Source organism: Sphingoaurantiacus capsulatus (assembly GCF_042648405.1).
GTDB classification, from domain to species: Bacteria; Pseudomonadota; Alphaproteobacteria; order Sphingomonadales; family Sphingomonadaceae; genus Sphingoaurantiacus; species Sphingoaurantiacus capsulatus.
Genome location: NZ_JBHRXV010000011.1, coordinates 79580 through 99083, shown reverse-complemented (window position 1 = coordinate 99083; position 19504 = coordinate 79580). Strand labels below are relative to the sequence as shown.

The window sequence follows — 19504 nt, the reverse complement described above, 5'->3', positions numbered from 1 at the left end:
ACGTCGCCATCTGGCAGGCTGCGTTAAACCATAACCCTTGGAAAAGGGGTCGTTCGGCGGAACGAGGCATCGATCCGCCCGAGTGAGTTTAGGAGACACGGGTCTTGCTGCAGTCCACCACCCGCGACGAAGCCGTCACGCCCACGCGCGACGACCTCCCTCGCCGCCTCGCCGATTTCGCGACGCTGGGCGATGCGCTGGACTATGCCGCGACCGGCATCCGGGGTTTCAACTTCTTCGACGCGCGCGCCACGCTGGTGCGCAGCTACACCTTCGCCGAGCTGCGCGCCGATGCGCTGGTGCAGGCGCGCCGCCTGATCGCCGACGGCATCGGCGTCGGCGACCGCGTCGCGCTGATCGCCGAGACCGGCCCCGAGTTCGCCGCGATGTTCTTCGGCGTCGTCTATGCCGGCGCCTGGCCGGTGCCGCTGCCGCTGCCGACCTCGTTCGGCGGCCGTGAGGGCTATATCGAGCAGATCCGCAACCAGCTGATCAGCTGCGACCCCGCGCTGGTGCTGAGCCCGCCGGGGCTGCAGGCGATGGTTGCCGAGGCGGCTGCCGCGCTGCCGCATGCCCGGTCAGAGGATTGGGCGAGCTACAGCGAGAAGCCGGCGCCGGACGCCGCGTTGCCGCAGGCGAAGACCGACGATATCGCCTATCTGCAGTATTCGAGCGGCTCGACGCGCTTCCCGCACGGTGTTGCCGTCACCCATGCCGCGCTGCTCAACAATCTGTTCTGCCACGCGAGCAGCATGAAGGCACAGGACGACGACCGCCTGGTGTCGTGGCTGCCCTGGTATCATGACATGGGCCTCGTCGGCTGCTTCCTGTCGCCGGTCGCCAACCAGATGTCGGTCGACTATCTCGCGACCGAGGATTTCGCGCGCCGGCCGCTGTCGTGGCTGACCCTGATCAGCCGCGTCGACGGCCATGCGATGTCGTACAGCCCGACCTTCGGCTACGATATCTGCGCGCGCCGCGTATCGAGCCAGACCGACGCGGCGAGCAAGTTCGACCTGTCGCGCTGGCGCGTTGCCGGCAACGGCGCCGACATGATCCGCCCCGACGTGATGCAGGCGTTCGTCGACGCCTTCGCGCCGGCGGGCTTCAGCGCCAAGGCGTTCCTGCCGAGCTACGGCCTCGCCGAAGTGACGCTCGCCGTCTCGGTGATGCCGCCGGGCGAAGGCATCGTCATCGATCTCGTCGACGAGCGGCTGCTCGCCGGCGAAGGCCATGCCGAGGCGCCCGCCGAGGACGCCGACCGCCCGACGCGCTATCGCGCCATCGTCAATTGCGGCAAGGCCGTCCCGGGCCACACCATCGAGATTCGCGACGAGGCCGGCGAGCTGCTGCCCGACCGCAATATCGGCCGCGTGTTTGTCTCCGGCCCGTCGGTGATGGTCGGCTATTTCCGCGACGAAGTGTCGACTGCCGCCTGCCTGAAGGACGGCTGGCTCGACACCGGCGACATGGGCTACCTCGTCGACGGCTACATCCACATCGTGGGTCGCGCCAAGGACATGATCATCATCAACGGCAAGAACCACTGGCCGCAGGACATCGAGTGGGCGATCGAGCAGCTGCCGGGCTTCAAGGCCGGCGACATCGCCGCCTTCTCGATCACCACCTCCTCGGGCGAGGAAGCGCCGGCGGTGCTGGTCCAGTGCCGCACCAGTGACCCGGCCGAGCGCGCCAACCTGCGCGAGGCGATCAAGTCGAAGGTCCGCACCATCACCGGCATGACCTGCGTCGTCGAGCTGGTGCCGCCGCGCACCCTGCCCCGCACAAGCTCGGGCAAGCTCAGCCGCTCCAAGGCGCGCACGCTCTACCTGTCGGGCGAAATCCAGCCGTTCGACGTCGCCGCCTGAGCTGATGGCCACCCTCGCTGTCACCGGCGGCACGGGATTCGTCGGGCAGCGTCTTCTGAAACTCGCCGTCGAGCGCGGGCATAAAGTCCGCGCGCTGACGCGTCGTCCGCAGGACGCGTCGGACGGCATCGACTGGATTTCCGGCGATCTCTCCGGCTGTGGCGATCTCTGCGGCGGCGTCGATGCGATCATCCATGTCGCGGGCGTCATCAATGCCCGCACCCCGGCCGAGTTCGACGCCGGCAATGTCGCCGGCACGCAGGTGATGATCGACGCGGCGAAGGCGGCGGGCATCCGTCGCTTCGTCCATGTCTCCTCGCTCGCCGCACGCGAACCCGCCCTGTCCGGCTACGGCGCCAGCAAGGCGCGCTCCGAGGCGCTGTTCCCCGCTTCCGACCTCGACTTTGCGATCGTCCGCCCGCCCGCCGTCTACGGCCCCGGCGACCGCGAGACGCTCGAGCTGTTCCGCATGGCGAAGCACGGCCTCGCGCTGGTGCCGTGGGCCGGCCACGCCTCCTTCATCCACGCCGATGACCTCGCCGCCGCGCTGCTCGCCTTGGCGACCCGGGATGCAACGGGCATGTATGAGCCCGACGACGGCCACCCCGGCGGCTACGAGCATGGCGACCTCGCCCGCCGCATCGGCACGGCGGTCGGCAAGCGTCCCTTGGTGCTGCGCGCGCCGAAGGCGGCGATGCTGGTCGGCGCGGCAGTCGATACCGCGATCAGCAATGTGCGTGGCCGGCTGCCCAAGTTGAGCTTCGACCGCGCCCGTTATTTCGCGCATCCCGACTGGGTGTCGCGCGGCCCCGCCATTCCCGGCTGGTCGCCCGCCGTCTCCATCGATAAGGGATTGGCGATGACAGCCGCCTGGTATCGCGACGCCGGCTGGCTCTGACGCCTTCCTGCCGCGGGGTCGCCACAAAGTCTTGGCATCCGCGGCAACGATCCATAAGGAGCCGGCCCATGCCTGACCGCGCCGCTATTTTCACCCGCCTCGCCGATCTGATCGCCCCCTTGAACAAGAAGGGCATCGCCGTCGAGGAAAACACCAGTTTCGCCAACGATCTCGAGCTCGACTCGCTGACCGTGATGGACCTCGTCGCCAACATCGAGGACGAGTGGGACATCGTGATCCCGCTGAACCTGCTCCCCGAACTGGAGACGGTCGGCCAGGTCGCCGACGCTGTCGCCAGAATGACGGACAAATAAGACCGTGACCGATCTGCTTTCCAAGTTCGACGGCCTGATTGCGGAGCGCGAAGCACTGCTCGGCAGCGGCGTGCGCGACCCCTTCGCCATCGTCATGGACGAAGTGAAGTCGCCGACCGAGGCTGTCATCAACGGCAAGGACACCATCCTCGTCGGCACCTACAACTACATGGGCATGACGTTCGACCCGGACGTCATCGCCGCGGGCGAGGACGCGCTGAAGCGCTTCGGCGCCGGCACCACCGGCAGCCGCGTGCTGAACGGCACCTACCAGACGCACAAGGAAGTCGAGGACGCGCTGCGCGAGTTCTACGGCACCGAACATGCGATGGTGTTCTCGACCGGCTATCAGGCCAATCTCGGCATGGTGGCGACGCTCGCCGGGCGCGGCGACTATGTCGTGCTCGACGCCGACAGCCACGCCTCGATCTACGACGGTTGCGCGATGGGCAACGCCGACATCGTCCGCTTCCGCCACAATTCGGTCGAGGATCTGTCGAAGCGTCTCGGCCGCCTGCCCCCCGAAGCCAACAAGCTGGTGGTGCTGGAAGGCGTCTATTCGATGCTCGGCGACATCGCGCCGCTGAAGGAAATGGTCGCCGCCGCAAAGGCGCACCCGAACGTGATGATCCTCGTCGACGAGGCGCACGGCATGGGCTTCTTCGGCGAGCATGGCCGCGGCGTCTATGAGGCGGCGGGTGTCGAGGCCGACATCGATTTCGTGGTCGGCACCTTCTCCAAGTCGGTCGGCACGGTCGGGGGTTTCTGCGTCTCGAACCATCCGAAGTTCGAGATCCTGCGGCTGGTCTGCCGCCCCTACACCTTCACCGCGTCGCTGCCGCCCGCGGTCATGGCCTGCGCCGCGACCTCGATCCGCAAGCTGATGCACAGCCACAACAAGCGCCAGCATCTGTGGGAAAATACCCGGCAGTTGCACGGCGGGCTGACGGCGGCGGGCTTCACGCTCGCGACCAAGACGCCCGAAAGCGCGATCATCGCGGTGCTGATGCCCGACCAGGAATCGACCGCGCGCATGTGGTCGGCGCTGATCGACCTCGGCGTCTACGTCAACATGGCCCGCCCGCCCGCGACGCCTGCCGGCATCTACCTCCTCCGCTGCTCGATCTGCGCCGAGCATACGTCGGAGCAGATCGCGACGATCATCGAGCGCTTCGCCGCAGCGGCCAAGGTGACGGGGCTGCCGCTCGACGCCTGAGCCTCCTACCCGCTAACACGCACCATCCCGTCATACCGGCGAAAGCCGGTATCCAGACCGACCATCGACTGGATACCGGCTTTCGCCGGTATGACGATTGGTTTGGGCAAGGGACGACCGAAACGGGCCCAACATTCAGCCACCCATATTATCGTCATTCACTCCCTACGCCGTCCGGCGAAGGCCGGAATCCATACAGACCGCCGCATGGATTCCGGCCTTCGCCGGAATGACGACAGTGTTTGGGGAGGCGAAAGCGCCCTACTCGTCCGGATCGAGATAGGTCAGCACCCGGCGGATCAGCCCCGGCTCGCCGCGCTCCTGTTCCTCGCGGATCTCTTTCATCACGCAGCCCATCAGCCCGTTCGGCCCGACGGTGGTGCATGACCCGCTGCCGCCCTCCGCGCGATATTGCTGAAGCGTGAAGCGCTCCTCGCCCACCGTTCGCGCTGAGGCCGTCCCCGGTTTCGGCCCCGTCGACGGCAGGCGGTAACGCAAATTGATCTGCTTCCGTCCGCACACGACGATCTCGTCAGGCTTCGCGGCCTTGAGGCAGTCAGAGACCTTGGCGACCACCCGCGTCTTCTCGCGATAGGCGTCCATCCTGTCCTCGGCCTGCGCCGGTAGCGCAAGCCCAAGGGAAAGCAGCAGGAAAACCGATCGAAGCACGCCGCATCCTATCATTCCGGATGCGGCCCGAAAACTCACCGCACCGCGCCCTTGCGCTTCAATTGCGGCAGCAGCAGCAGCCCGGCGAGGATCGGATGGCGGCGCTGCCACGGCGTGATCGCCACCTCGACGCCTGAGTGGCGGGTGATCTTCCACGCCAGATAGTCGATCCCGCCATCGAAGGTCAGGCTGGCCTTGATCAAGCGCACCGCCGACAGCAGCTTGCCCTCCAGCCGCCGCCGCGCCCATTGGCGCTCGCCCGCTGCCGGATCGGCGCTGTTGAGCAGCTCCACCGTCTCGCCCGCGACCCGCGCGGAAATGCCCGCAGCGGCCAGTGCAGGCCCGGTGATGTCGCGATAACGCTCGGGCGCGGTGTCATAGAGCGTGACGCCCCGTCCCGCCTTCTCCGACCGCAGTTCGGCGTCGTAGGTCAGCGCGAACGCCCGGGTCCACAACTCGCGCATGTCGAGCTTGGCCGGCAACAACGGCCGCGCCGCCGCCAGCAACGCCGGTGCCGCCTGCGCCACCGCCGCGACCACGCGATCCCGTGCCGCGTCATCGCGCGCCCACACCAGCGCCGACGGCTGCGCAAACCGCGCCCACACCGACACATTGCGCGTCCGCGCCGACGCCAGCCGCGCGAAGTCGTCGACGGTCAGCACTGCGTATTTCGCGCGCAGATTGCCCTGCTCGGCATAGAAGACATTGGGCGGGATCAGCCGGTTGGCCGCCGCCAGCCAGCGCTTGCCGTAGGCGCGGCCATAGTCGTCGACCAGCAGGTAGAAATCGAGCATCAGCCCGTCGAGCTGCTTCGACCAGAGACACGATCCGTAGAACAGCACCGCCTGCGACGCCGCGCCATACTTCGCCGCCACCTCCGCCGCGAACTCGCGCACCTCCTCGGCGACCGGCGCCTCAAGCTCGGCCGCGACGCGGGTCCGCAGTTCGGTCACGCCGCGAGGCTGAGGAAGGGCACCGGCGCGGTCGGGGTCAGCACGATCGCCCGGCCGGCGGCGGCCTGGAAGATTTCGCCGTCGAGGATCACGCTCGGCTTGTCGCCCTCGATGCGGATCTCGTCGCCGCGCTTCAGGTGGAAGCCGTCGAAGCGGCTCTTGTCGAGCCGGCCGAAGATCGCGTTGATCGCGGTCCTGAACACCGTGCCGCGCTGCTGCTCGATCGCCATCAGCTTCAAGGAGCCCGAGCGGTCGGCGCCGTGCGAGCGCATGTTGAGCAGCAAGCGCTCGAGCGTCGTCACCATCAGCAGGAAGAAGCGTCCCGACAGCTCGCCCTCGCGGTGCACCGAAATCTGTACCGGGCTCGGCCGCAGCGGCGACAGCTTGCCACCGATGAACAGGCCGAGGAACAGCGCCATCACGGTGATCAAATGGCTGAGCCAGTTCGGCAGGCCGAGCGGATAGACCTTGTTGCGGCAGAACAATATGCCTTCGGCCAGCCCGGCGCCGCCGAGGAACATGCCGAGCACCGGCCGGGTGTTCTGCCCGTCCGACAGCGCGATCAGCTGGCGCGCGACCACATGCGGGTTCACATCCGCCTCGACGATGGCAAGAATCTGCTTCAGCGCCTCGAGCGGATTGCCCGCGGCGCCGAGGTCCAATGCGATCAAATTGGTCTTGCCGTTGGGCAGCACCGCCACCGGCGGCGGCGAGCCGGCGAAGTGCCCGCCATGATACAGCTCGGTCAGCGCCGCCTGCACGGTGCCGTCACCGCCGTTGATGACCAGCACCGCCGGCTGCACCCGCGCGATCGTCTCCAGCGCCTCGGGCACCTCGGACACGTCCTGCACCTCGAAGTGGAAGATGTTCGGGTGCGCGGCAACGAACTCCCGCACCTGCGGAAGGATCGCCCGGTTGCCGGTCGAGCGCGGATTGGACAGAAGGGCGATCAGCGCCATCAATCGCGCTTCGCGACGACGGGCTTGATCGACAAGCCGTTGCGATAATTCATGATAACGTCAACCACGACGACTCCCTGCCCCGCCGCGAACGACGTATCCTCATAGTCCGGCTTCAGATTGCCCAGCGACAGCTTCGGGTTGCCCGAAAAGCCGCCGCCGTCGTTCCAGCCGCTCTTGCCGTTGGCGTCGCGGTCGTGGCGCACGGCGATGGCATAGTCGCCATAGCTCGGCAGCTCGACGCAGACGTTCATGTCGCCGTCGGCGACGATCGGCAATTCGATGCGCTTCAGCCAATTGCCCTTCGCCAGGAACTGGTCCGGGTTGTTGCCGTAGAGCTGGACGCGCAGGTTTCCGCCGCGGTCCTTGAAGCCGTAGATGCGCACCAAGGCCGAGGGGCCGGTCGTCCCGGCGCGGCACGCAGCCGCATCCGGCCCGAGAATCTCTTGAGCATGGGCAGGCGTAGCGGCAGAAGCGGCCGCAAGGGTGAACGTCGCGGCAGCGAGCGTCAGGGCGCTGCGTCCGAGCGATTTCTTCATGACCTTAAACCTCCAGCGGGCTATACGCTGCCCGCTCAGCCTCGCGCTGTTGATCCGCCATATGGTGGCCGGATGCGGCCAAAGTTTGACGAGAGGGCGACGAAAACTTGCGTCTCTTCACGCGCTTCGACCGCTATCTCGCCCGCCTGATCGCGTTGCCGCTGCTGGCGACGCTGGTCATTTCGGCGATGCTGCTTCTGCTCGAAAAGATGCTGAAGCTGTTCGACTTCGTGGTGAACGAGGGCGGGCCGGTGAACGTCGTCTGGGCGATGCTTGGCAATCTCATCCCGCAATATCTCGGCTTGGGCATCCCGATCGGCCTGCTGCTCGGCATCCTGCTGGCGTTCCGAAAACTGGCGCTTTCCAGCGAGTTGGATGCGTTGCGGGCGGTCGGCATCTCCTACAACCGGCTGCTGTTCGTGCCCTATCTCTATGCCGCGGCGCTCGGCCTGCTGACGCTGGTCATCGTCGGCTTCATCCAGCCCTACACGCGCTATGCCTATGAGGGGCTGCAGTTCGAATTGCGGTCGGGTGCGCTCGGCGCTTCGATCAAGGTCGGTGAGTTCGCCAAGCTCGGCAAGCGCATGATGCTGCGGGTCGAAGAAAGCCACAATCAGGGCCGCGACCTCGAAGGAATCTTCGTCCGTGCCGAATCCCAGTCCGGCAAGTCGCTGGCGGTGAGCGCCGAGCGCGGCACCTTCCTCGCCACCGACGACCCCGACGTCATCCTGCTGCGCCTCAACAACGGTGTGCTCGTCCACAATGCGCCCGGCTATCGCGCCCCGCGCGTGCTGAGCTTCGCCGTTCACGATCTGCCGATCGACCTGCCGCGGATCGACGCCTTCCGCGCCCGCGGCGACGAGGACGATCAGGAGCGCACCTTGCCCGAACTCGCCCGCGTCGGCCGCGACGCCAGCGCCGACCCGAAGACGCGTGCGGAGAGCATCGCCAATTTCCATCGCCGGCTGGTGCAGGTGCTGGTGGTGGCGGTGCTGCCGCTGCTCGCCGTCGCGCTCGCCGTGCCGCCCAAACGATCGTCGTCGGCCTTGGGCGTGTTCCTGAGCCTGGTGATCGTCATCGTCTACAACGAGATTTCCGAGTACGGCGAACGGCTTGGTGCCGCCGGTAAAGCCGATCCCTTCATTGCGCAATGGAGCACTTTCGCGGTGTTCTCGCTGCTCTGCGTCTGGCTCTACTATGTTCTCGCCTTCAAGCCGGGCGGCCAGCCGATCGGCTCGCTCGACAAGGCGTTCGGCACCCTCGCGGCGAAGATCACCCGGCTGGTTCGCCGCCGCGAGAACTGGCGCGACGACGCGCTGTCGGCGGGTTGAAAATGGTTTCCTTCTCCCTCCCCTCGCGCACCATTGCGCTCTACACGGCGAAGCTGTTCGCGGTGCGCGTGCTGGCGTTCCTGCTGACCCTCACGGTGATCCTGCAGACGCTCGACCTGCTGACCGAAAGCTCGAAGATCCTCGCGGTCGACGGCAACGGCAATCCGGAGCTCTGGCGCTACGTGACCCTGCGCATCCCGCAGCTGATCAACCAGTTCCTGCCCTTCTCGGTGCTGCTAGCGACGCTCGTGACCCTCGCCACGCTCAACCAGAACAGCGAGATCGTCATCTTCAAGGCCGCCGGCATCTCGGCGCACCAGATTTTGGCCCCGCTCGTCGCCGTCGCCTTCGGCATCGCGGCCGTGCATTTCCTGTTCAGCGAGACGGTGCTGGTCAACACCAACCGCGAACTCAATGCCTGGGAACGCGTCGAATATGGCAAGCTGCCCGCCGTCGCGACGACCGGAAGCGAGGCCTGGGTGCGCGAAGGCGGCATGCTGTTCCACGCACAGGTGGTGAGCGGCCTCGGCATGAATACGCGGCTGACCGACGTCACCGCCTATGACCGCACCGGCGGCGCCTTGCGCACCATCACCCATGCGGAAAGCGCCCGCCCCACCGCCACCGGCTGGGTGCTGGAGGGCGTCCGCCGCTTCGACGTTCAGCGCGGCCGGCAGGAAGTAATGCCGCGGTTCGAGGTCCAGGAAGGCATCGACCCGGCGCGCTTCACCGCCACCGCGGTCGATCCCGACCAGACCAGCTTCTTCGAGCTGCGCCACGCCATCCGCGAAGTGCGCGCCGCCGGGCGGCCGGTCGATACGCTCGTTGCCGGGCTCCACCACAAGATTTCCGGGCCGCTGTCGGCGCTGCTGATGCCCCTCTTGGGCGCCGTCGCCGCCTTCGGCCTCGCGCGCTCGGGCAAGCTGTTCATCCGCACCGTCGTCGGCATGGGCCTCGGCTTTGCCTATTTCGTCGCGGACAATTTCATGCTCGCGATGGGCCAGTTCGGCGCCGCGCCGCCGGTGCTCGCCGCCTGGGCGCCCTTCCTCCTGTTCTTCCTCATCGGGGAAGCGGTGCTGTTCCGCACCGAGGAATGACGGACACACCTACCGCTCTTGGGAAGCAGGATGTCGCCCGCGGCGCCGGCTCGGTGGCGCTGTCGCGGATGGGCGCGCTGATTGATGCGCTGACGCAGCCGATCTACACCTGGCTGTTCGGCATCGCGACCTACGGGCTCTATACCGTGCTGTGGGCGTGGGTGAACCTCGTCTCCAACTGCGTCGATATGGGGTTCACCAGCGCGCTGCAGCGGGTGGTGCCGCAGGCCGACAGCGAGACGCGCGCGCACGCCGCGCTGAAGCTGGCGCTGATCATCGGCGTGCTGCCGAGCGTCGTCCTGGCGCTCGCCACCAGCCTCGCCGCCGCGCCGCTTGCCGAGCTGATCAACGTGGCGCCCAAGGACCGCCCGGCGCTCGCCACCGGCATCATGCTCTTCGCCTGGGCGCTGCCGTTGTGGACCTTCGTCGAGATCGCGACCTCGGCCCTGCGCGCGCGTCGTGCTTTCGGCCCCGAGATCCGCCTGCGCATCTTCTGGGAACAGGTGGTGCGCTTGGCCCTCGCGCTGGCGCTGTTCGCCGCGGGCTTCCGCACCCTCGGGCTGCTGATCGCGCACCTCGGCTCGCTGTTCGTCACCGCCGGGCTCTCCTTGCGCCTGCTCGCCCGCTACTATGACCTCAGGCTCGCGTGGCGCGCGCCGTTCGACCGGGCAGCGCTGGCCGACCTGCTGCTCTCCGGCTTCTCGGTGCTGCCGGCGAACATCAGCCGCCGCATCTTCCAGGACGGCCCGCCGATCCTCCTCAACCTGATGGTCCCCGGCGCCGGCGGCGCCACGGCGGCGGGCCTCTACGGCATCGCGCGCAAGATCGCCTCGATCCCGCAGATCATCCGGCTGACCTTCCTCTATGTGATGGCCCCCCTCGCCTCGGCCCAGGCCGCCGTCGACCGCACGGCGATCCAGCCGCTCTACGCCTTCTCCACCCGCCTCTCGACGGTGCTGGTGCTGCCGCTCGCCGTGGCGCTGATCCTGCTCGGCGACCAGATCCTCGACCTGTTCGGCCCCGGTGCGGAAGGAGCCTTCCCCATCCTCGTCGCGCTGGTCATCGGCCGCGCGGTGGAAACGGTGATCGGCGCCGCCGGCCCGGTGCTCGAAACCACCGGCCATCGCGGCCTTCCCCTGCTCAACGCGCTCGTCGGCCTCGCCGTCTGGACCGCCCTCTCCTTCGTCCTCGTGCCCGACCTCGCCGGCACCGGCATGGCGATCGCGGTGGCGGCGGGCTGGAGCGTCGCGGCGCTGCTCGCCATCGCCGAGGTGCGAATCGCCGATGGGCTGCGCACCTTCACCGGCCGGATGTGGCAGGGCCTCGCCATCTCGGCGGCCACCGGCGCGCTGATGTGGGGCGCCGATCGGGCGACCGCGCCGCTCGGTGACCGCGTCGAGGCCGCGGTCGTGCTGCTGCTGTTCGTCGTCTCGACGTGGATCGGCCTGCGCTTCGGCCTCTCCGCCACCGACCGCGAGGCGCTGGGCGGCATCGGCCGCCGGCTGAAGCTCACCCGATGAAGTCGGTCGCCTTCCTTTACATCGGCGGGCCGCACCATGTGTTCCACGCCGCCCCCGCCGCCGCCGCGCTGGCGAAGGCCGCTCGGGACGTGCAGGTGGTCAACCTCGTCTCGGGCGAGCGCTCCGCCGCCCTCATCGAGCGCGTCTACGCCGCCTATGACGCGCCGCCGCCCGACATCCGCCCGTTCGACACGCCGTGGTGGGGCGGCCTCGCCGCGCGGATCAGCGGCCGCGCCAGCGCGCGCAAGCTGCCGGCACTGTTGCGCCACCGCCGCGAACTCGCCGGCTTCGACGCACTGGTCACTGCCGAATGCTCGTCGAGCATCCTCCGCCATTTCGGCCTCTACGATGCGAAGATGGTGCTGATCCCGCATGGCGCCGGCGACCGCGCCATCTCGATCGAAAAGCGCATGGCATTGTTCGACAAGGTGATCGTCGCCGGCCCGAAGAACGCCGAGCGAATGGTCGACTGCGGCGTCGTTCGCCGCGAGGATCTCGCCGAGGTCGGCTATCTGAAGCTCGACCTGATGCGCCAGCTGCGCGGGCAGGCGCCGAAGCTGTTTGACAACGACCGGCCGACGATCTTCTACAACCCGCATTTCAAGCGCGAACTGTCCTCGCTGATGCAGGCGGAGGCGATCGTCGCGGCGTTCCGCGCGCAGGATCGCTTCAACCTCGTGCTTGCCCCGCACATCCGCGCCTTCGAGGACGCGACGCCCGCCGAGCGCATGCAGTGGGAGGCGCTGGCGGAGGACGGCAAGGTCATCGTCGACCTCGGCTCCGACCGGCTGCTCGACATGAGCTACGCGATCGGCGCCGACATCTACCTCGGCGACGTCTCCAGCCAGGTCTATGAATTCCTCGCCGATCCGCGCCCCTGCGTGTTCGTCAATGCGCATGGCGTGCGCTGGGAAGGCGACCCCAATTATGCCTTCTGGACGCTCGGCGATGTCTGCACGCCGGAGATGGTACTTCAGGCGGTCACGGTTGCCGCCGATCGCCACGCTTCCTATCTCCAGCAACAACGCGCGGCGGTCGCGGCCTCGTTCGGCGAGAGCGACGGCGCGGCCGATCGCGCGGCGTCGCAGATCAGGCAGCTTATCGGCGACCCGGAAATGCCCTAAAACTGCCGCGATGCGTTTCCATATGCCATACATAGACTGGTGGCTTCTGCCGCCTGAACAGATTGTTAGGATTGCCTGGTGAAAGCCGCTGTACCGCGTTTCGGGTTCTGGAACCGCACGCACCACCTCGACAAGATGACCTTGCGCGAGCTGGTGGTCGCCTATTTCCAGTACTACGCCATTCAGGCGTATCTGCTGTTCGCCGCCGCCGCGACCTATGTGGCAATCGTCTATCCGACGACGCCGCTGCGCGCGCTGGCGTCGGTCGCCGTCGCGGTCGTGTTCTACCCGCTCGCCTGGTACGTCATCCACCGCTACGTCCTGCACGGCCAGTGGATGTTCAAGTCGCCGCTGACCGCGCGCACCTGGAAGCGCATCCATTATGATCACCATCAGGATCCGAACCATCTCGAGATCCTGTTCGGCGCGCTCTACACGACGCTGCCGACCATCGCGCTTGTCTCGATCCCGTTCGGCTACGCCATCGGCGGCGTCGGCGGCGCGGCGGCGGCATTCGCGGCCGGCCTGCTGACCACCTGCGTCTACGAGTTCGCGCACTGCATCCAGCATCTGTCGTACAAGCCGAAGAACAAGCTGCTCGCCGAGATGAAGTCGCGTCACATGGCGCATCACTTCCACGACGAGACCGGCAATTTCGGCATCACCAGCTTCGTCTGGGACAAGGCGTTCGGCACGCTCTATGACCGGCCGGAGCGGCCCAAGAAGAGCCCGACGGTGTTCAACCTCGGCTACACGCCCGAAGTGTCGCAGACCTATCCGTGGGTCGCGAAGATGTCGGGCGGCGTCGAGACCAGCCACCCGCGCCGCCGCGGCGAGGATGACGCCAACGATCGCAAGGCGGCGTAAGCGCTTCATGGCGGGGGATATCGTGATCCGGCCGGTCGAAACCGCGGCCGACCGGAAGCGCTTCGTCGAGCTGCCCTTCGCGCTCTACCGCAACGACCCGATGTGGCGTCCGCCGTTGAAGGCGGAGATGCACGGGCTGATCGGCGGGCCGAAGTCCAATCCCTGGTTCGAGCATGCCCGCGCCCGCTTCTGGCTGGCCGAGCGGGATGGCGAGGTGGTCGGCCGCGTCTCGGCGCAGGTCGACGATCTCGTCCTCCAGCATATGGGCGCCGGCACCGGCCAGTGGGGCATGTTCGAGACGATCGACGACCCCGCGGTCGCCAAGGCGCTGCTCTATACCGCCGAGGCCTGGCTGCGCGCCGAGGGCATGACCCGCGCATTGGGGCCGTTCAGCCTGTCGATCTGGGACGAGCCCGGGCTGCTGGTCGACGGCTTTAATGATTCGCCGACGGTGATGATGGGGCACCACCTCCCCTATTATGCCGCGCTGATCGAGGCGCAGGGCTATCGCGGGGTGAAGGACCTCCTCACCTACGATCTGCCGATCGCCGCCGGCTTCACCGACAAGTTCGACCGCATCGTCGCGCTCGGCGAGCGCAACGAGCGTATCCGCATCCGCAAGGTCAACAAATCGCGCTTCGCTGAGGAAGCCGCGCTGATCCTCGACATCCTCAACGACGCCTGGTCGGACAATTGGGGTTTCGTGCCCTTGACCCCGTCCGAGGTCGCCTATGTCGGCAAGAAGCTGAAGCCCATCGTGTTCGAAGGGCTGGTGCGCATCGCCGAGCTCGACGGCGAGCCGGTGGCCTTCATGATCACCTTGCCCGACATCAACGAGCTGACCGCCGACCTCAACGGCAATCTGCTGCCGTTCGGCTGGGCGAAGCTGCTGTGGCGGCTGCGCAAGCCGCGCGTCACCCGGATGCGCGTGCCGCTGATGGGCGTGCGCAAGTCGCAGCAGGGCTCGCGCTTCGCCTCGATGATGGCGCTGATGCTGATCGAGCATATCCGCCGCGACGCGACCAGCGTGTTCGGCGCGGTGCGCGGCGACTTCGGCTGGGTGCTGGAAGACAACGGCCCGATGCGCTCGATCGCCGACGTGATCGACGCCAGGGTGAGCAAGACCTACCGCATCTACGAACGCGCGCTCTAAAGCTGCGCGCCATGCGCACCAAGCTCAGCGTCTGCCGCCGGAAAACCCGCTTCGCCGCCTACCCGGACGCGCTGCAGGTCGCCGCGAATGCCGACGTGCCGCTGCGCCCCTATCGCTGCGACCGCTGCGGCCAAGTTCACCTGACCAGCCGCACAAAGGGCAAGCGAACGCCGAAATTCGCGCTGGAGGCGCGCTAGCCGCTCAGCAGGGCTGGACCGCCGCGTCGCAGCGCATGCCGCCCATCAGCTCGTCCTGGGTACGCTTGGCGCCCTTCTGCTCCGTCTCGGCGATGCGCTCCCACTCCGCCTTGGTCCAGCATTCCTTCTTCTTGCGAACCAGCGAGCCGATCTCGAGCCGCTTCTTGCAGATCTTCTCCTCGGTCGCGCCGCGACCGGGTTCGGTCGTCGCCGCCGTCGTCGCCTGTGCCGCCAGTTCGACCGGCAGCGCCATCATCACCAGACCCGCAAGAACCGCGCGCATCATCATCCGTCTCCCTCGCCCCTGAACGGCGACAGGAAGAATGTAACGCGATTTGGCTGGAGGGCGAAGCGATGTTGTCAGCGCTCGGGCTTGCGTCGGCAGGCTTTACAATCGGCCACGCCGGAATCCGTTAACCATCTGAAAAATATCGGTGGCGCGATTTTTGCACTCCCACTGCCATATCTGGAAGCGGCGCGTCGTTCAGGGCGATGCCGCACATGCCCGGCATCGCCTTCACGCGCGGCCACCACGCACCGGATCGGTTTTTGCGTTGTGTGACCGCCGCTCGGTCGAGCGGCGGATTTCGGCGTTCGGCAGGAGGCTGCGCGCCGTTGAGGGGGCATCAGCATGAAGTTTTCACACGCGCTTCTCGGCGCAACGGCTCTCGTTGCGAGCGTTTCGGCGCAGGCGGCGGTGGTCAGCTACACCGATCGGGCGAGCTTTTCGGCAGCGCTGTCGTCGAGCACGACCGACACTTACGAGGGCATCTCGCCGAGCGGCAGCCAGAGCTATTTCGGCAATCAGTACAACGGCAACGGCTATACGATGGTGGATCCGGGCAACGCCGTCTTCATCCAGGACAGCTTGTTCTACGGGATCGGTAACTGGGGCCTCGGCGATATCCTGACCTTCTCGCGGGGCGGCACGGTGACCTTCACCTTCGACACGCCGATCACCGCGCTCGGCATCGACCTGTTCACCACCGAACCGGGCGGCGACACGGTCGCGCTCAACTCGGCGGTGTTGTCGACGATCATCGACGTGCCGAACACGACCTTTGCCACGGCGTTCTTCGGCTTCACGTCGAGCACGGGCTTCTCGTCGTTCACGCTGAACGCCGTCAATTCCAACACCTATGTGAAGTTCAGCGACCTGACCTTCGGCACCGCCGCCGGCCCGGCCGAGGTGCCCGAACCGGGCGCGCTGCTGCTGCTCGGCAGCGGCGTCCTCGCGCTGACGGCGGCGCGGCGCCGTCGCAAGCGCAGCTGACAAGACCGGCCGGCGGAGTGATCCGCCGGCCGCTTTCGTTAGCGGCGGGTAGACGTGCGGTGGGCGTCTGCCTTACGCTGCCGTTCGGTCCTTCGAGGAGACGCCGATGTTCCCGATGCGCATCTATCTGGCAGTTGCGGCCGCCATTGCGCTCGTCGCCTTCGCGATCGGCCAGGTCTGGCCGGGCCTCGGCGTCGGCTTCGTCGCCCTCGCGTCAGGCCTCTGGACGGCCTATTCCGCAAGCCGCCATCGCCGCCTCAGCTAATCAAACTCAGCGCAGCTCGATCCACACCGGCACATGGTCGCTGGCTTTCTCGAGGCCGCGGACGTGGCGGTCGATGCCGGCATTGAGCAGCCGGTCGGCGGCGGGCGGCGACAGCAGCAGATGGTCGATGCGGAAGCCCGCATCGCGCTGCCAGGCGCCGGCCTGATAATCCCAGAACGTATACATCGGCCCGCTCGGGAAGCGGGTGCGGATCGCGTCGGTCCAGCCTGAATTGACGAGGCGGCGGAAGGCGGCGCGCGATTCCGGCTGCATCAGCGCATCATCGGCCATCGCCTTCACCGAATAGACGTCCTCATCGGTCGGGATGACATTGTAGTCGCCGGCCAGCACGACCGGCTTTTCCGACGCCCACAGCGATTTCGCATGCGCGTCGAGGCGCGCCATCCACGCCAGCTTGTAATCGAACTTGGGGCCAGGCTGCGGATTGCCGTTGGGCAGGTAGATCGTCGCGATGGTAACGCCGTCGATCTCGGCTTCGAGGTAACGCGCCTGTTCGTCGGCGTCGTCGCCCGGTAGACCGCGCTGCGTCTCGGTCGCGGGCTGGCGCGACAGAATCGCGACGCCGTTGAAGCCCTTCTGGCCGCTGACCAGCGCGTGATAACCGGCGTCGTTCATCTCCTGCACGGGGAATTTCTCCCCCATGCATTTGATCTCCTGCAGGCAGGCGACATCGGGCTTGGCCTCGGCGAGCCAGTCGAGCAGCCGCGGCAGGCGGGCGCCGACCCCGTTGATGTTGAAGGTCGCGATTTTCACGGGGGCGTTAGACGGAAAAGCTGGTGCCGCAGCCGCAGCCCGACGTGGCGTTGGGGTTGCGGACCTGGAAGGACGCGCCGCCAAGGCTTTCGACATAATCGACCTCGGCGCCGTCGATGAACGGCAGGCTCACCGCGTCGATAACGAGTTGCACGCCGTCGGTCTCGGTGACGATGTCGTCGTCGGCGACCTGGCTCTCCAGCCCGAATTTGTACTGGAAGCCCGCGCAGCCGCCGCCGTCTACCGACAGGCGGAGCTTGAGGCTCGGGTCACCCTGGCGCGCGGCGATCGCGGCAACGCGTTTCGCGGCGGCAGACGAGAGGCGGACGTCGGTCATGCGCTCCAGATAGGCCGAAGCGCGGCAACCTTCAATCGGCGGCCGGAATCTCCGGCCCGCCCTGCCCGACCCCGTCGACGCGGTTCTGGATCGCCAGCACGGTGTTCGACGCGCGCAGGAACGGCATCGGGTTCACCGCGCGGCCATCGACGCGCACCTCGTAATGAAGGTGGGTGCCGGTCGAGCGGCCGGTCGAGCCCATGCGGCCGATGATGTCGCCCTTCTTCACGCGCTCGCCGGCGCGCACCGTCAGGCGCGACATGTGGCCGTAGCGGGTGGCGAGGCCCTTGCCGTGGCCGATCTGGACCATCTTGCCATAGGCGCCGCCCCAGCCGGCGGTGTGCACCACGCCGTCAGCCGTCGCGAGGATCGGCTCTCCGTGCGCGCCCGCGAGATCGACGCCGGCGTGCATCGCGGCGCGGCCGCTGAACGGATCGTAGCGTACGCCGTAGCTGCTGGTGTAGCTGGCGCGCTTCACCGGCTGCACCGACGGCAGCGCGCCGAGCGAGGCTTCGAGGCGCTCGACCTTCTTCCAGCTCAGGAACAGCTCCTGGAACTTCGGCTCGCCGTCGGCGGGCTCCAGCGGGCCGCCCATCGCGACGCTCGACTGGCCGACGAAGCGGCCGGGCTCGAGGCCGAGGCGGCGGATCAGCGCCTGCGTGTCCTTGTAGCGCGCCTCGGCGGCGGCGGTCGCCTGGTCGACGAAGGCGAGCTGCTCGCGCTCCAGCTTGGCGAACGGCGCCAGCAGCGAGGCATGCTTCGCGTCGCCGTGCGCGGCAACGGCGGTGCCGGCCTTCGGCAGCATCGCGGCGAGCGCGTTCAAATCGGCCTTGCCGGAGAGCAGATTGGCGAGGAACGCCTGCCGCTGCTCGATCCGCTGCGCCGAGGCGAGCACGTCGCCTTTGAGGTTGCTGACGTCGGCCTTCATATAGGCCACCTGTGCCTCGAGCTGGCGCAACTCCGCCTGCTTGGCCGCGATGATGTCGTCCTGATCGGCGCCCGAGACCATGCTGACGGTCGCGGTGCCCATCCAGAGCGCGACGAGCGCCGTGGTGCCTGCTGCCATAAGTTGTACGCGAGTCCCGATCTTGATGAGCCGGACACTGCCACCGCTGCGCAAGTAGATCTGGTGCTCAGGGAAATAGCGCTGAATCAGCGAATCCACCTGCTGAATCATGCTTTTGAATTGCTGCACCGTATTGAGCCCCCCGGTTCATACGCATACGGCCCGACCGCGTGTCGGGTGTGTGTCCAGTACTTTGAACAAATTCGCCGCGACTCCCCAGCCGCGGCGACGCCTTATGTCTAATCAGCCGCCGTCGCGGGTGGCAAGGGGGTGGTAGAAATCGGGCGTCATGCCCGCCTCGCCCCGTGCCAAGTCATTGAAAGGCGGCTTCAATTCACCCTTGAAGTGGGTCGAAACGAGGGCCCGGAACGCCTCGGCGGGCGATGAACCGTTGGAGTCGCACGTCCAACGGAACCAGCGGTTGCCCGCCGCGACGTGCGCGATTTCGTCACGGTAGATGATATCGAGGATATCAGCGGCGCGATCGTCGCCCGCCGCCCTGAGTCGCGCCACCATCGCCGGCGTCACATCGAGCCCGCGGGCCTCCAGCACCTGCGGCACCACCGCCAGCCGGGCCGGCAGGTCGTGCGCGGTCGCGGTCGAGGCCTGCCACAGCCCGTCATGCGCCGGCAGGTCGCCATAGGCACCGCCCAGTTCACGCAGTCGGTCGTCGATCAGCAGGAAGTGCCGCGCCTCGTCGTCGGCGACGCGCACCCAGTCGTCGAGGAAGGCGCGCGGCATCCCCTCACCGAACCGACCTGCAATATCCCAGGCGAGGTCGATGGCGTTCAGCTCGATGTGCGCGATCGCATGCAGCAGCGCGAAGCGCGAGCGTTCGGAGCCCGCCTTGCCGCGCTTCGGCATCCGGTTGGGCGGCAGCAGCTCGGGGCGATCAGGGCGCGCCGGCACATCGGGCATCGCCACCTCGAAGCCGACCTCGACGGCGCCCGCCCCCCACGCCGCCGCCATCGCCCGCGACGCCGCCGCCTTGGCGCGCGCGTCGGCGGTCAGCAGGACGGTACGGGCGGCAAGCGCGAGGCTGGTCATTGAAGTCGACATCTCTCCTCATCGTCATCCCCGCGAA

At 67.4% G+C, this 19504-nt stretch carries 22 protein-coding genes; 13 read left to right on the top strand and 9 right to left on the bottom strand.

Annotated features, from left to right (window positions below):
- The first annotated feature begins 104 nt into the window (after nucleotides 1-104).
- The 4 genes from ACFOMD_RS12600 to spt all read left to right on the top strand — a co-directional run bounded on the left by ACFOMD_RS12600 (nucleotide 105) and on the right by spt (nucleotide 4296).
- The gene (locus ACFOMD_RS12600) at nucleotides 105-1868 is read left to right on the top strand and encodes a fatty acyl-AMP ligase (protein WP_380861892.1); all 1764 of its coding nucleotides are present in this window, start codon (nucleotides 105-107) and stop codon (nucleotides 1866-1868) included.
- A 4-nt stretch (nucleotides 1869-1872) separates the two neighbouring features.
- Nucleotides 1873-2766 (top strand): NAD-dependent epimerase/dehydratase family protein, encoded by an 894-nt coding sequence (locus tag ACFOMD_RS12595; protein WP_380861890.1) that lies wholly within the window; start codon nucleotides 1873-1875, stop codon nucleotides 2764-2766.
- A gap of 68 nt (nucleotides 2767-2834) precedes the next feature.
- Nucleotides 2835-3080: an acyl carrier protein gene (locus ACFOMD_RS12590; RefSeq protein WP_380861888.1), complete on the top strand. Its 246-nt coding sequence runs from the start codon at nucleotides 2835-2837 to the stop codon at nucleotides 3078-3080.
- Between the two features lie 4 nt (nucleotides 3081-3084).
- Nucleotides 3085-4296, top strand: coding sequence for a serine palmitoyltransferase (spt, locus tag ACFOMD_RS12585; protein WP_380861886.1), 1212 nt, complete (start codon nucleotides 3085-3087; stop codon nucleotides 4294-4296).
- A 261-nt stretch (nucleotides 4297-4557) separates the two neighbouring features.
- Here the strand turns inward: spt and ACFOMD_RS12580 are convergent, their stop codons facing one another.
- Genes ACFOMD_RS12580 through ACFOMD_RS12565 form a run of 4 tightly spaced genes read right to left on the bottom strand, consistent with a single transcriptional unit; the run spans nucleotide 4558 to nucleotide 7416 of the window.
- Complete coding sequence (locus ACFOMD_RS12580) at nucleotides 4558-4965, bottom strand: hypothetical protein (RefSeq protein WP_380861884.1); 408 nt, start codon at nucleotides 4963-4965, stop codon at nucleotides 4558-4560.
- A gap of 35 nt (nucleotides 4966-5000) precedes the next feature.
- On the bottom strand, nucleotides 5001-5918 hold the full coding sequence (locus tag ACFOMD_RS12575; protein WP_380861882.1) for a hypothetical protein: 918 nt from the start codon (nucleotides 5916-5918) through the stop codon (nucleotides 5001-5003).
- Entirely contained in the window at nucleotides 5915-6877 is a 963-nt protein-coding gene (locus ACFOMD_RS12570) for a diacylglycerol/lipid kinase family protein (RefSeq protein ID WP_380861880.1), read from the bottom strand. Before ACFOMD_RS12570 ends, ACFOMD_RS12575 begins: the two co-directional genes overlap by 4 nt.
- Nucleotides 6877-7416, bottom strand: a complete 540-nt coding sequence (locus ACFOMD_RS12565) for a DUF2141 domain-containing protein (RefSeq protein WP_380861878.1) — start codon at nucleotides 7414-7416, stop codon at nucleotides 6877-6879. The genes ACFOMD_RS12570 and ACFOMD_RS12565 overlap by 1 nt, the downstream gene beginning before the upstream one ends.
- A 107-nt stretch (nucleotides 7417-7523) precedes the next feature.
- Here ACFOMD_RS12565 and lptF point away from each other — a divergent pair, with 107 nt between their 5' ends.
- From lptF to ACFOMD_RS12530, 7 genes are all read left to right on the top strand, one after another.
- Complete coding sequence (lptF, locus tag ACFOMD_RS12560) at nucleotides 7524-8747, top strand: LPS export ABC transporter permease LptF (protein ID WP_380861876.1); 1224 nt, start codon at nucleotides 7524-7526, stop codon at nucleotides 8745-8747.
- Between the two features lie 2 nt (nucleotides 8748-8749).
- Nucleotides 8750-9844, top strand: a complete 1095-nt coding sequence (lptG, locus tag ACFOMD_RS12555) for an LPS export ABC transporter permease LptG (protein WP_380861874.1) — start codon at nucleotides 8750-8752, stop codon at nucleotides 9842-9844.
- Entirely contained in the window at nucleotides 9841-11364 is a 1524-nt protein-coding gene (locus tag ACFOMD_RS12550; protein WP_380861872.1) for an oligosaccharide flippase family protein, read from the top strand. Before lptG ends, ACFOMD_RS12550 begins: the two co-directional genes overlap by 4 nt.
- Entirely contained in the window at nucleotides 11361-12488 is a 1128-nt protein-coding gene (locus tag ACFOMD_RS12545) for a hypothetical protein (RefSeq protein WP_380861870.1), read from the top strand. The genes ACFOMD_RS12550 and ACFOMD_RS12545 overlap by 4 nt, the downstream gene beginning before the upstream one ends.
- Nucleotides 12489-12623: 135 nt before the next feature.
- Entirely contained in the window at nucleotides 12624-13355 is a 732-nt protein-coding gene (locus ACFOMD_RS12540) for a sterol desaturase family protein (RefSeq protein ID WP_380863439.1), read from the top strand.
- A gap of 7 nt (nucleotides 13356-13362) precedes the next feature.
- Nucleotides 13363-14508, top strand: coding sequence for an N-acetyltransferase (locus ACFOMD_RS12535; protein ID WP_380861868.1), 1146 nt, complete (start codon nucleotides 13363-13365; stop codon nucleotides 14506-14508).
- Between the two features lie 11 nt (nucleotides 14509-14519).
- A complete protein-coding gene (locus ACFOMD_RS12530; RefSeq protein WP_380861866.1) occupies nucleotides 14520-14705 on the top strand; it encodes a hypothetical protein in 186 nt (61 codons plus the stop codon).
- Between the two features lie 4 nt (nucleotides 14706-14709).
- Here the strand turns inward: ACFOMD_RS12530 and ACFOMD_RS12525 are convergent, their stop codons facing one another.
- Nucleotides 14710-14991, bottom strand: a complete 282-nt coding sequence (locus ACFOMD_RS12525; RefSeq protein ID WP_380861864.1) for a hypothetical protein — start codon at nucleotides 14989-14991, stop codon at nucleotides 14710-14712.
- 345 nt (nucleotides 14992-15336) lie between these two features.
- Between ACFOMD_RS12525 and ACFOMD_RS12520 the strand changes: the two genes are divergently transcribed.
- Together ACFOMD_RS12520 and ACFOMD_RS12515 are read left to right on the top strand one after the other, a co-directional pair.
- Nucleotides 15337-15978 carry a PEP-CTERM sorting domain-containing protein gene (locus tag ACFOMD_RS12520; RefSeq protein WP_380861862.1) on the top strand — a complete coding sequence of 214 codons (642 nt, stop codon included), beginning with the start codon at nucleotides 15337-15339 and terminating at the stop codon, nucleotides 15976-15978.
- A gap of 106 nt (nucleotides 15979-16084) precedes the next feature.
- Nucleotides 16085-16243, top strand: coding sequence for a hypothetical protein (locus ACFOMD_RS12515; RefSeq protein WP_380861860.1), 159 nt, complete (start codon nucleotides 16085-16087; stop codon nucleotides 16241-16243).
- A 6-nt stretch (nucleotides 16244-16249) separates the two neighbouring features.
- On the opposite strand, the gene xth is transcribed toward ACFOMD_RS12515, so the two are convergent.
- From xth to ACFOMD_RS12495, 4 genes are all read right to left on the bottom strand, one after another.
- The gene (gene xth / locus ACFOMD_RS12510; RefSeq protein WP_380861858.1) at nucleotides 16250-17017 is read right to left on the bottom strand and encodes an exodeoxyribonuclease III; all 768 of its coding nucleotides are present in this window, start codon (nucleotides 17015-17017) and stop codon (nucleotides 16250-16252) included.
- 7 nt (nucleotides 17018-17024) lie between these two features.
- The gene (erpA, locus tag ACFOMD_RS12505) at nucleotides 17025-17354 is read right to left on the bottom strand and encodes an iron-sulfur cluster insertion protein ErpA (RefSeq protein ID WP_380861856.1); all 330 of its coding nucleotides are present in this window, start codon (nucleotides 17352-17354) and stop codon (nucleotides 17025-17027) included.
- 31 nt (nucleotides 17355-17385) lie between these two features.
- The gene (locus ACFOMD_RS12500; RefSeq protein ID WP_380861855.1) at nucleotides 17386-18531 is read right to left on the bottom strand and encodes a peptidoglycan DD-metalloendopeptidase family protein; all 1146 of its coding nucleotides are present in this window, start codon (nucleotides 18529-18531) and stop codon (nucleotides 17386-17388) included.
- A gap of 132 nt (nucleotides 18532-18663) precedes the next feature.
- A complete protein-coding gene (locus tag ACFOMD_RS12495) occupies nucleotides 18664-19479 on the bottom strand; it encodes a ferritin-like domain-containing protein (RefSeq protein ID WP_380861853.1) in 816 nt (271 codons plus the stop codon).
- Nucleotides 19480-19504: the final 25 nt, after the last annotated feature.